Raw genomic sequence first — 10613 nt, forward strand, 5'->3', positions numbered from 1 at the left:
TTTCAGCTAGCTTGCGTCATAGTAACTGGGGATAGGAATGCTGCTGGCGATCGCTATAAGATGACAAGTTGGGTAATGGTTAATTGTTAATAATGAGAACAATAGTTAGTATGAACGGTCTAAAAAATAGTTTACTGATAATTACATCAGTTTTATTAACTTCTAGTATTGCAGCGAAAGTAGGAGCAGAACTCGCAATCAAAAATAACGTACAAGCTCAAGCGCAGCCTGCATTACCTTCATTACCGCCAACGCCTGCACCCTTACCAAATAATACTGTTCCACCTCCTACACCCCCATCACCTGCACCCTTACCACCAAATATTCCACCTCAAGTTCAAGCTGCACCCTCATCGCCTGCTGACGCGATCTCTCAAGTAGTTGCGGCGGGATTGATGAGTAACCTTGCTGACGGACAATTTCACCCCGAATTATTTGTTAGTCGTGCTGAATTAGCATCAATATTAGTGCGCTCTTTTGGGTTGGATAAAAGAGCCGCAGCCACTCAAGCAGGCACAATTGAAGTTGAAGATGTACCTAGTTCGCACTGGGCTTACAAAGACATTCAAACAGTGCTAAGAACTGGAATTATGAAAGGGTATCGAGGTAATACATTCTTTCCCAATCAAAAGGTAACAAGAGCAGAAGCACTAGCTATTTTTGCTCAAGCTTATGGTGTATTTCAGTTTCCCGACAATACAGTAGAAGAAATCTTATCCCAATATCCAGATGCCGCTTCTATTCCTGCTTGGGCAAGAAAATCCTTGGCTACTGCATTAAATGTTGGATTTGTCAATACAGATACCCAAAATAATATAAATCCGTTGCAGCCAATGACTCGTGCAGACATGGCTTACGCATTGAGTCAGTATTTGGCAAGTAGTAATAGGACTGCAAATACTCAAAGTCCTGCTAAGTAGTAGAAAGCTTGCAAGCCAAACAGCAAACACATAAACTTTGGCAGGAAAGCAAGAAAATGCCAAAGTATTTATAACTTTACCAAAGGGCGCGAATTGGTTGCTGCGGTTGAGTTGGCGCTGGTTGTTCGACTGGAACTGCTGCTGGTTCTGGTTGTGCAACTGGCGCTGCAGTTGTTGGTTCAGGTGCTTGAAGTTGAACGCTTCTTTATCTGGAGCAAATTTGTTTATACACTTGTCGTACTCGTTCAACCGCCTCAATTTCTCCTGCAGACATTTCTGTAGGAGTTTGTTGCACGTTTTCTTCAGTTTGAGTATTTTGGGCTAACACGGCGTTAACTGCAACTCGCTCAAACGGGCATTTACGTTTAGTAGCAGTTTCGCTACCAGGATGAGTTGTTTCGTGGGAAGCAATAGTTGGTGATGAAACACCTACGATTAGCAAGCTTGTAACTGACACTATTTTGCAAGTCCTACTGAGGTCAAAGCGCATAATTAGGCTACCTTTATAAAACTTTTGTGGACAAAAACGAGCAATCCAAAGTTAAAAAATAAACACAAATTTTGGAAATCTAGTTACTAGAAATACTTCTCAATCAAAGTAATTACAAAATTATATGACTAAGTATTTTTTCCGTCAATAAATGCAGCAAGTAGCGCTCCTGAGCTTGTTTAAAGTTTAACCTTGTCCAATTTTCTTAGTTATATAGCTTTTAAATTTGCTGCAAATCTCAGGTATGACGAGTGAGGTAATTAAACTGCGTGTATTTAAGTATATTTTGATACATTAGCGTTTTACCGATAACTTATATTTATTTACCTTTTCAAGGAGAAACGTAACAATCCGCAAACAACTAAGTTGAGTGTTTAAATTTAGTTATCAAAGGGATGTTTAAGTTGACTAATGTATAGGTCTACTGACTTTTGCCTGACTTTTTCCTGACCTTTTACCGACTGACAAAGCTAATAGTGAATAGCTATTTTTAGATTAAATGGCACGGTGATATAGATCGAAGTGCTCTAGTAAAATTTTTGTTTTTTTAAGGAATTTAGTTATGTCTTGGGTTAGAAGTACGAAACAAGCACTTTATTTGATGGACAATGACAGCTATTTAGATAAAGTTGAATATCAGGTTGATAATACAGGTGATTTAAGAGCCGATCTACCATTACCCTGGTTCAATCAGAATGAGCCACCAAAAACATTGGTTATAGAACTTAATGGTAGTACCGAGCCAGCTTCAATAAATGAAAGTAGCAATGGTTCATCTAACTCTAAAATATCTGCCCAGCGATATGCTTTTTTAGATTTAATTGCTTATGCAGAAGGCACGGATCGCAACATCAATGGACAGCGAGATGGTTACAATATTATGTTCTCTTTTAAAACCTTTAGTAATAATTTTGTCGATCATCCTCGCCAAATCATTCATGCAAATGGATACTCTTCTAGTGCAGCAGGTCGGTATCAGTTTATTAACCATACTTGGGATGAATGCAAACAAAAGTTAAAGTTATCTGATTTTAGCCCTGGAAACCAAGACATAGCAGCGCTATATTTAATTCAAAAACGAAGTGCTATGAGTGATGTAGATCGAGGTGATATTCGTGGTGCTTGCGAAAGTTTATCTTGGGAATGGGCTTCACTACCTTATAACGATCGAGGAGATGGTCGTTATGGTCAACCAGTTGTTAAATTTAAAGACCTAGAGCGCGTTTATCAAGAAGCACTTAAGCATTACACAGGCAACAATGTTACAGAAGCGGGAAATATTAATCTAAAAGTTCCTTATCTTAGCCAACGAAATAATGAAACAGATCCAGATAAAACCTGTAATGTAACTTGTGTAGCGATGGTTCTTAAATACTTTGGTATTCACGGTAATACCTCAACACCGCAATTAGAAGATGAATTAGATTCATACATGAAAAATAAAGGTTGGAATCGCTATCTTCATAGCGATTTAGTAAAATTACAAGAAGCCTATGGAATAAAGAGTAGATTCACAACAACAGCTAAATGGAGTGAGATTAAAGCTCATCTTGCCAGTGGTAATCCAGTAATTATGAGTGGTAAATTTACCGCATCTGGTCATATCATTGTATTGCGCGGGTACGATGCTACTGGGTTTTGGGTTAACGATCCTTATGGAGAATGGTGGTCATCGGGATACGATCGCAATCGACCTAATTTAAACGATAAGAAAGGAGAAAACTTACACTACTCTTACAATCTATGTAGTCGGGTTAGTTACTCTGGCGCTAATACTACTTGGGCACATTTCCCTAGCAAGAGCTAGTTTTGCCTAACTTCATTAACTTGGTAACTTACGCAACAAGACTTTACCAAATTTTGTTTTAATCAAGAATGTTTTGACAAAACTTATTTCAGACTTTTTGTTGAAATGAATATTGAAAGCGATCGCTCATCATTTCCTAATCCTAAATCGGGCGCGATCGCTCTAAATAGTAAGTTTTTACTAGGACAAACTATTAAAAACTCGTACCAAAATTGTTTCTTATTCATCCGAAAAATTTGCCCTGCTAACTACAAACTATTAAAAATGGAGAATAATCTATGGCAGTTCCACTCGTTGCGATCGGTGATAGCCTAACTCACGGCGTTACTAGCGGGGGTGTTTGTCGTACAGATATTGCCTATCCTGCTTTAATTGCCCGTTGTCTTGGCGATCCAGACTTAAAGCAATTCAAACGTCCTGATTTCACAGGTGAAGGTGGTTTACCCCTAAATATAGAACAATTATTACGCCTGCTAGTTGACAAATTTGGAAATAAAATTGATTTTTTTGAAATTCCTCGTGCCTTACTAGCAGTACAAAATAAACTCGATCGCGTAGAAGATTTTTGGGAAAGAGGAGAAGGAACTAAAGCTTCCGATACGGGTACTTTACATCACAACTTAGGTGTTTTAGGATTTCAGCTAGGAGACTTTGACACTCTAACAGACGCAGTTTGCCGTCGTGTTTTGCAGAAAAAACAGAGAAATAATTTATTGCAACAACTGCCTGAACTAGCAATGTATCGCGCTACAAGACGAACATTAAATCCGAGTTTGGATCGTAATTTCGAGTGGTATTCACAATTTACTGCCGCTAAAGAAGTAGCTCGAACACAAAATGGGATTGAAAATTTAATTTTTTGGTTAGGAGCGAACAATTGTTTAGGTACAGTTATTAGCTTAAAGATTAACTGGTCTAAGCCCCAAGACATTGATAACCTAGCGTACGAGAGAAGCTGCAATCTTTGGCAGCCAGAACACTTTCGCAAGATACTTGACAGAATTGTTCTTCAAATTAGAGCTATAAATGCTACAAATGTTTTTCTAGCAACTATTCCTCATGTTACGATTCCTCCTGTAAGTCGCGGAATTACTCCTGGAAGAACAGGAACAGATGCACTCACTGCAGATGGATATTATGAGTTTTATACTCATTTTTGGATTTGGGATGATGAATTTAGCAAAAATCCTGAACAATATCCACATTTAGTAGGTGCAGAAGCCAAATTAATAGATAGTGTTATTGACCAGTACAATCAAGCTATTAAAGATGTCGCTGATAGGGAAGGATTTCATGTTGTCGATCTGTGTGAAAAACTGGACCAATTAGCATTCCGTCGCCGAGGAGGACAAGTTACCTATCCCTTTCCACAAGAATTAATTGACGCATTACAAACTAATGGGCTTCCCCACAGAATAGCTGCGTCAGGAAGACCTTTACTAGACACTCGGTATATTCGCCTAACCCCTAACGACAATAATCAAGAAAATAGGTATAGAGGAGGACTTATTGGTTTAGATGGATTTCATCCGACACCTGTGTGTTATGGATTAATTGCTGATGAGTTTTTGCTCAAAATGAACTATATTGGTGTTACCATTAATCGCCCACAAAATTGGTGGAGCGATATTGTAAGGTCAGACGGACTTTTGATGGAGCCTCCTGAGAACCTAGAGCATTTAGAAAATACGTTGGGTTTTCTTTATCACCATACACCTGTAAAAAAAATACTCGATATTCTTAGAGGTACTTCCTAATAAGAATTAGTATTTTTTACGCTTAAGTAGTAAAACGATAGCTTTGAATACCATAGAGGATCGCCATCATGACCCAAACTATTGACCAAGAAATAAAATCTCAACTCAAAAGATGGCATTATAGTGCAATAAGCTTACACTCAACTTATATAGCTTTATGAGTAGTTTCAGTAGTATCATCTGTGATAGTCGCTACTTTTACAGATGAACTTGAGCCATCTTGGATAAAAGTCTTGGCTGCCACAAGTGCCACCTCAGTAGCATTGATTAAAACTACTGATGTAGGACGCAAAGGTAATGGTTTTCGCCAAGCGCATAGACATCTAAAAGCGGCAAATATGCGACGATTTGACATAGGTGAAAAACCTAATCAAGATGTAATTAGGACATTTGTAGAAGCTGAATTAATGATAGGAGATGTAGTAGTTGCAGTCCAAGACTTACCGGAAGAAAAAATAATATACCACGTTTCTTTACCTAGGAAATTATGCAAACAACTGTTAGAGCAAATAATCTGAATTTCTATGTAGAAACCTTTGGTAATTCCTCTCATCCCCCAGTTCTGTTAATTATGGGATTGGCTTCCCAGTGCTTAAATTGGTTTCCTTACTTCTACGAACCAATTGTCGAACAGGACTACTATGTAATTCGCTTTGATAATAGGGATATTGGGCTTTCTGAGTGGATAGAGGCTCCAGAATGGCAAAGCAATCCGTATTCTTTGGAAGATATGGCTCAAGATGCAGTGGAATTGCTTGCTGCATTAAAAATTGATAAAGCGCATATAGTTGGCGTATCTATGGGAGGTGCGATCGCCCAAAGGATAGCCATTAGTCATCCCGATCGCGTCCTTTCCCTGACTTGTTTACTCTCGTTTGCTGATGCTGCAACTCTTACCAGCAACTTAGAACTACCTTCAACAGCTACAAATGAAACACCATCTTTGGAGATGCAACTTAGCTCTTGGCGGATGTTTGCTGGCAGCGGATACCCGTTTGATGAAGAACTATATAAGGAACTCTATCATGAAGGCTTTGAAGTGCGTAAAGGATACAACCCTAACTGCATTCAACATCAATTAGCAGCTATTAGTATTTCTGGTTCGAGACTAGATGAACTCAATAAAATTGCTGCACCTACCCTTGTAGTTCATGGTAAAGAAGATGCTCTCGTACCTGTAAAGTCTGCATCGGAGTATGCTAGCAAAATTCCAGGAGCAAAATTACTTTTGTTAGATGGCGTAGGGCATGAAATTCCCCAAGGTGCAAGCGATCGCGTTCATCAAGAAATGTTCAACTTATTTGCAACACTAGAGGAAATAGCTCATGTCAGATGAAGATGATGTTCTAGAAACCTTCAAAAAATACAGTTCAACTTTTGAATTACTTAGCGCTAAAGCATTACTGCATTTCTACCACTACCCATGCATCCTAATTAGCCAAGATAAATCTGCTGCTTTAAGAAATCAAATAGAAGCGTGGATCGCCCTGAAAAAAGTAATAGCTGACTTGAAGCAAGAAAATTATAAGAAAAGTTGGATGCGCGATCTTCAAGTCAAGTTGCAAAGCAGCAACCTCGCAACAATTACTGGTATAGCCGAGCGTTTGCGAAAAGATGGCTCGGTAATTATAGAATTTGGTTTTACTTACACGCTACGTAAAGTAAGCAGTGAATGGAAAATTATTGTCGGTATCATTCACGATGTTTTACCTCCTAACTAATGCGATCGCGCCCCGCAGATAGCTTTAAATTCAAGATAGATAAGCCCAAAATTACCAAAAATAGCACTAACCCAATTGTGCAAGCATAGCTAATTTCCAGGTTTTGAAAGGCTTGTTCGTAGAGATAATAAACTATCGTTTTAGAGCTATTACGCGGTCCTCCTTGCGTCATAATGTAAATTTCCTCAAAAACCTTGGTAGCAGATATTGCCGAGATGACAGCTACCAAAACTAAGTAAGGACGCATTAAAGGAACTGTAATATCCCAATGCTTGGAGATACCGTCAGAACCATCTATGGCTGCGGCTTCGTACAAGTCTGCGGGAATAGATTGCAAGCCTGCAAGGTAAATTACCATGTAATAGCCTAAGCCTTTCCAGATCGTTACTGCCATGACGCTGAATAAGGCAAATTGCGGGCTAGTTAACCAGGGAATACCTTCTTTAACTGCAAATACATTTTTGATTAACTGATTGAGCAAGCCATTTTCTGCATACAACCAGCGCCACGCAATCCCAGCTACTACCATAGAAATAATCACAGGCGTATAAAAAGCTGCCCGAAACCAGTGCATACCGCGTAGTTTCTGGTTGACTAAAATAGCGATCGCTAAAGGAGCAATTACTAAAACTGGTACGACCCCAATTAAGTACAATATCGTATTTTGCAAAGTCTGCCAAAAAACGCGATCGCCAAATAAACGTCGAAAATTAGCCAATCCTATCCACTGCGGCGCTTGGGTAATATCGTACTCGTAGCGGGTAAAGCTGAGATAAAAAGCTTGCATTGCAGGCAAAAATACCGTTAGCCCCAAGATTAACAGCGCAGGTAGCAAAAACAGGTATGGAGTTAAGCGCCTTTGCATCAACGCCCAGTTTTTCGGGAGGTTTTTTTGCATGAGTTGTGTCGGATCAAGATGAGCTACAAGTTTTACTGCTTGTCTTTTGACTATGCGGAAAAGTTCACCTCAAAATTGATTTTAGTATTAGTGCATTTTGCACGATTTGAGGAGAACTATGAAGAAAATATTATCAGTCCTACTGCTAGTTGCGTTTACTTTTGCCTTCACTTCCCCAGCTACAGCAGCAGACAGCGCCAACGGAGCAAAGATATTTACAGCCAATTGCACTGCTTGTCATTTGGGCGGGCGTAACGTTGTGGCTGCTGCTAAAACTTTAAAGCAAGATGCCTTAGATAAAAATAATATGAATTCTCTTGAGGCAATTATTACGCAGGTGCATAATGGCAAAAATGCCATGCCTGCTTTTAAAAGTCGGTTAAATGACCAACAAATTGAAGATGTAGCTACTTACGTATTAGAGCAAGCAGCAAAAGATTGGAGCTAAGTACATTTTAGAGCAAGCAGCGAAAGATTGGAGTCAGGCATGAATTACTTCTATCGATATATCTTTGGTTTGATAATTGCGATCGCATTTTTTTGTTACTCTTCGCTAGTAGCACAAGCACAGGGAGTATTTGAGCTTAAAGATACCAATCTGGAGCGCTGTTTTGCCAGTATTGAGCTAGCAGATTATCAGATGGCTGTTGCTGATTGTACTAAAGCAGTTTCCTTGAATAAGGATAATCCAGAATTGCTGCTAAATCGTGCTATTGCCTATTACCGCCAAGGTGATTATCAAGCTGCGATTGCTGACAATAACAAAGTAATTAGCCTCAAACCTGGTGACTTTCGTGCTTACTATAATCGAGCTTTGGCTGAAGCTGGATGGGGAAATTATCAAAAGGCGATCGCATCTTACAATCGAGCTTTAGGGCAAATTCCTAGCAATTCTAGTTCCCTATTAGCTGATATTTACACAGATAGAGGACTTGCTCGGTTTGAATTAGCAGATTTTCCCGCTGCTATGGCAGATTTCTCTTTGGCTATTCGCCTTAATGCTCGTAACCCCAGGGCTTATTATAATCGCGGCTGTATTTGCTTCCATCATGGCGATTATCTGCTTGCCATCAATGACTTTACTCAATCATTGCAACTTAATCCAGCAAATATTCAAGCTTATGTCAATCGGGGTGTGGCGAGACATCAACTAGGCTACCAACAAGCGGCTATTGCTGACTTACAGCAAGCAGTTAAGGGCTTTAGCCGCCAAAACGAGCAAGTAGCTTATCAAAAAACTATCGCCTTACTCAAACGAATTCAACACATACTTGCATCAGATGTAGAAATAGCCGATGCATAAATATATCTGCGTTTTTATATTGGTAGGGTGCGTTTTCAAAGCGCACCCTTGTATCTTAGAGAGTAGTAGACCGTCGCACCCTAGGTCAAATCGGACCGATTTGTAGCATGGGTTACTACAAAAATTTCTTTAAGAGAACTCGAACAGTCGCCAGGGACAAAACTTTAAATACAGAGAAATAAAGGATACAGCCCGGATCGGGCAAGGAAGAGTGAAATCAAGGGGCAAAATCAAACACAGCATCACCTTCATTGAGTGAGAGTGAAACAGGGAAAATATTGGTCAATGAGTAGGCATTGATATCAGCAAAGCCACACTGGATATTTATCTACGTCCAATGGGTAAAGCATTACAAGTGGCAAATATACAAACAGCGATATGTAATCTAATCGCTCGATTGGTTGGTGTTGCTCCGATTAATCATGATAGCGATCGATATAAAGGTAAGCGGATGATTCATGGTGGTCGCCAATTGCTTGACTTTTAAGACAGTCGCTACCAATCAACATCAATTAGAAAATAATGTCTAACTTACCAACATTCAAAAATCCAGAACTGTTACGTTGCGCCCTAACTCATAGCACGTATATGAATGAATATCCAGAAATAAAAACAAGTAACGAACGTTTAGAGTTTTTAGGCGATGCTTTATTAGGCTTAGTGGTTGCTAAGTTACTCTACGAGCAATATCCAGAAATGAATGAAGGAAAACTTTCTAAATTACGTTCTGCATTAGTAGATGAAGAACAACTAGCTAAATTTGCTGAAAATCTGAATTTAGGCAGTCAAATGCTATTAGGTAAAGGAGAAAAGTTAAAAGGAGGTGTTCATAGTCCCAACTTGCTCAGTAGCACTTTTGAAGCGGTAATAGGAGCTTATTTTCTTGATTCTGGACTCGATAGCGTTAATAATTTCATTAAGCCACTTTTTATAGATGTTGCTAAACATTTGGTGGAAAGGAAATTTGATAAAAACTTTAAAAGTATATTACAAGAATGGTCGCTAGCAACTTTTAAAGAATTACCCAAATACAATCTTATCAGCGAATCAGGACCAGATCATAACAAAGTTTTCCTTGTTGAAGTATGTATTCAAAACAACATATATGGAGAGGGAGAAGGTAACAGCAAAAAAGAAGCTGAAAAAAGTGCGGCTGAGGCGGCTTTGAAAAAGCTAGGGTTAATATAAAATAGAAGCGATCGCTCTTGTACTCATTTAAGGCGATCGCAATAATTAATTTTAAAATTTTGATTAAAATAAAGTTGATAGCAGGATCGTTCCTACAAGAACTAATTTGCACAAAAGAGCTATTTTTACTTCCTCAAGTTCTCTAGAAAAAATCATGATTTCACCGTTTGTTAGTTTGCTTTAAAACTGTTCAGCCGCTATAAATTAATTATAATTTTTACTAATAGCTGTTCAAACTGTGGAAATTACTGAAATAAATATAAAGATTTTGCAAGCTTTGAAAATCTAGGTATAGCAAGCAAACAAAGATTACATCTAGCTACTGAGGAGTTAAGTTAGGTAAAAACTTTACAGGAAATTCATGTACTGCGAAATAGAAATGCGATCGCATTTACGTAACTCATACCAATTTAATGTGAAGATAAACTTAATACAGCATCAGTAATAAACTCCCAACCTGTAAGCGAAGCAATCAATTCTGGAGTTAAGTCTTTGAGAATGTCAGACAATCTCCGTCGCAATTGTGTCA

The 10613-nt window shown here is 38.7% G+C and carries 12 protein-coding genes and 1 pseudogene; 10 read left to right on the top strand and 3 right to left on the bottom strand.

Going from position 1 to position 10613, the window contains the following annotated elements:
- The first annotated feature begins 110 nt into the window (after positions 1–110).
- The gene (locus UH38_RS21695) at positions 111–920 is read left to right on the top strand and encodes an S-layer homology domain-containing protein (RefSeq protein WP_082065478.1); all 810 of its coding nucleotides are present in this window, start codon (positions 111–113) and stop codon (positions 918–920) included.
- A gap of 205 nt (positions 921–1125) precedes the next feature.
- Here the strand turns inward: UH38_RS21695 and UH38_RS21700 are convergent, their stop codons facing one another.
- A complete protein-coding gene (locus tag UH38_RS21700) occupies positions 1126–1377 on the bottom strand; it encodes a hypothetical protein (RefSeq protein ID WP_144405740.1) in 252 nt (83 codons plus the stop codon).
- 595 nt (positions 1378–1972) lie between these two features.
- Here UH38_RS21700 and UH38_RS25040 point away from each other — a divergent pair.
- The gene (locus UH38_RS25040) at positions 1973–3217 is read left to right on the top strand and encodes a C39 family peptidase (RefSeq protein ID WP_052672509.1); all 1245 of its coding nucleotides are present in this window, start codon (positions 1973–1975) and stop codon (positions 3215–3217) included.
- An 83-nt stretch (positions 3218–3300) separates the two neighbouring features.
- On the opposite strand, the gene UH38_RS26925 is transcribed toward UH38_RS25040, so the two are convergent.
- The gene (locus tag UH38_RS26925; protein ID WP_160296008.1) at positions 3301–3444 is read right to left on the bottom strand and encodes a hypothetical protein; all 144 of its coding nucleotides are present in this window, start codon (positions 3442–3444) and stop codon (positions 3301–3303) included.
- Positions 3445–3495: 51 nt separating this feature from the next.
- Here UH38_RS26925 and UH38_RS21715 point away from each other — a divergent pair, with 51 nt between their 5' ends.
- The 4 genes from UH38_RS21715 (at position 3496) to UH38_RS21730 (ending at position 6695) form a co-directional block, all read left to right on the top strand.
- The gene (locus UH38_RS21715) at positions 3496–4974 is read left to right on the top strand and encodes an SGNH/GDSL hydrolase family protein (protein WP_045056781.1); all 1479 of its coding nucleotides are present in this window, start codon (positions 3496–3498) and stop codon (positions 4972–4974) included.
- Between the two features lie 182 nt (positions 4975–5156).
- On the top strand, positions 5157–5492 hold the full coding sequence (locus UH38_RS21720) for a hypothetical protein (protein ID WP_045056782.1): 336 nt from the start codon (positions 5157–5159) through the stop codon (positions 5490–5492).
- A complete protein-coding gene (locus UH38_RS21725) occupies positions 5462–6310 on the top strand; it encodes an alpha/beta fold hydrolase (RefSeq protein WP_052672510.1) in 849 nt (282 codons plus the stop codon). The genes UH38_RS21720 and UH38_RS21725 overlap by 31 nt, the downstream gene beginning before the upstream one ends.
- Complete coding sequence (locus tag UH38_RS21730; RefSeq protein ID WP_045056783.1) at positions 6300–6695, top strand: DUF6841 family protein; 396 nt, start codon at positions 6300–6302, stop codon at positions 6693–6695. Before UH38_RS21725 ends, UH38_RS21730 begins: the two co-directional genes overlap by 11 nt.
- On the opposite strand, the gene UH38_RS21735 is transcribed toward UH38_RS21730, so the two are convergent.
- Positions 6688–7593: a carbohydrate ABC transporter permease gene (locus UH38_RS21735; protein WP_045056784.1), complete on the bottom strand. Its 906-nt coding sequence runs from the start codon at positions 7591–7593 to the stop codon at positions 6688–6690. The two genes, UH38_RS21730 and UH38_RS21735, sit on opposite strands and share 8 nt — an antisense overlap.
- Before the next feature lie 118 nt (positions 7594–7711).
- Here UH38_RS21735 and petJ point away from each other — a divergent pair, with 118 nt between their 5' ends.
- The 4 genes and pseudogenes from petJ (at position 7712) to rnc (ending at position 10084) form a co-directional block, all read left to right on the top strand.
- Positions 7712–8041 (top strand): cytochrome c6 PetJ, encoded by a 330-nt coding sequence (gene petJ / locus UH38_RS21740; protein WP_045056785.1) that lies wholly within the window; start codon positions 7712–7714, stop codon positions 8039–8041.
- A 39-nt stretch (positions 8042–8080) separates the two neighbouring features.
- Entirely contained in the window at positions 8081–8896 is an 816-nt protein-coding gene (locus UH38_RS21745) for a tetratricopeptide repeat protein (RefSeq protein ID WP_045056786.1), read from the top strand.
- Between the two features lie 295 nt (positions 8897–9191).
- A pseudogene (locus tag UH38_RS28450) lies at positions 9192–9296 on the top strand (IS110 family transposase); the annotation flags it as partial.
- A gap of 122 nt (positions 9297–9418) precedes the next feature.
- Positions 9419–10084 carry a ribonuclease III gene (gene rnc, locus UH38_RS21750; protein ID WP_045056787.1) on the top strand — a complete coding sequence of 222 codons (666 nt, stop codon included), beginning with the start codon at positions 9419–9421 and terminating at the stop codon, positions 10082–10084.
- The last annotated feature ends 529 nt before the right edge of the window (positions 10085–10613 follow it).

It is taken from the genome of Aliterella atlantica CENA595 (genome assembly GCF_000952155.1).
In the GTDB taxonomy this organism is placed as follows: Bacteria; Cyanobacteriota; Cyanobacteriia; order Cyanobacteriales; family Chroococcidiopsidaceae; genus Aliterella; species Aliterella atlantica.

Excerpts from the sequence above, each read along its gene's own strand:
- UH38_RS21695 (WP_082065478.1), top strand. The coding sequence starts at position 111 with ATGAACGGTCTAAAAAATAGTTTACTGATAATTACATCAGTTTTATTA.
- UH38_RS25040 (WP_052672509.1), top strand. The coding sequence starts at position 1,973 with ATGTCTTGGGTTAGAAGTACGAAACAAGCACTTTATTTGATGGACAAT.
- UH38_RS26925 (WP_160296008.1), bottom strand. The coding sequence starts at position 3,444 with ATGAATAAGAAACAATTTTGGTACGAGTTTTTAATAGTTTGTCCTAGT.
- UH38_RS21715 (WP_045056781.1), top strand. The coding sequence starts at position 3,496 with ATGGCAGTTCCACTCGTTGCGATCGGTGATAGCCTAACTCACGGCGTT.
- UH38_RS21725 (WP_052672510.1), top strand. The coding sequence starts at position 5,462 with ATGCAAACAACTGTTAGAGCAAATAATCTGAATTTCTATGTAGAAACC.
- UH38_RS21730 (WP_045056783.1), top strand. The coding sequence starts at position 6,300 with ATGTCAGATGAAGATGATGTTCTAGAAACCTTCAAAAAATACAGTTCA.
- UH38_RS21735 (WP_045056784.1), bottom strand. The coding sequence starts at position 7,593 with ATGCAAAAAAACCTCCCGAAAAACTGGGCGTTGATGCAAAGGCGCTTA.
- petJ (WP_045056785.1), top strand. The coding sequence starts at position 7,712 with ATGAAGAAAATATTATCAGTCCTACTGCTAGTTGCGTTTACTTTTGCC.
- UH38_RS21745 (WP_045056786.1), top strand. The coding sequence starts at position 8,081 with ATGAATTACTTCTATCGATATATCTTTGGTTTGATAATTGCGATCGCA.
- rnc (WP_045056787.1), top strand. The coding sequence starts at position 9,419 with ATGTCTAACTTACCAACATTCAAAAATCCAGAACTGTTACGTTGCGCC.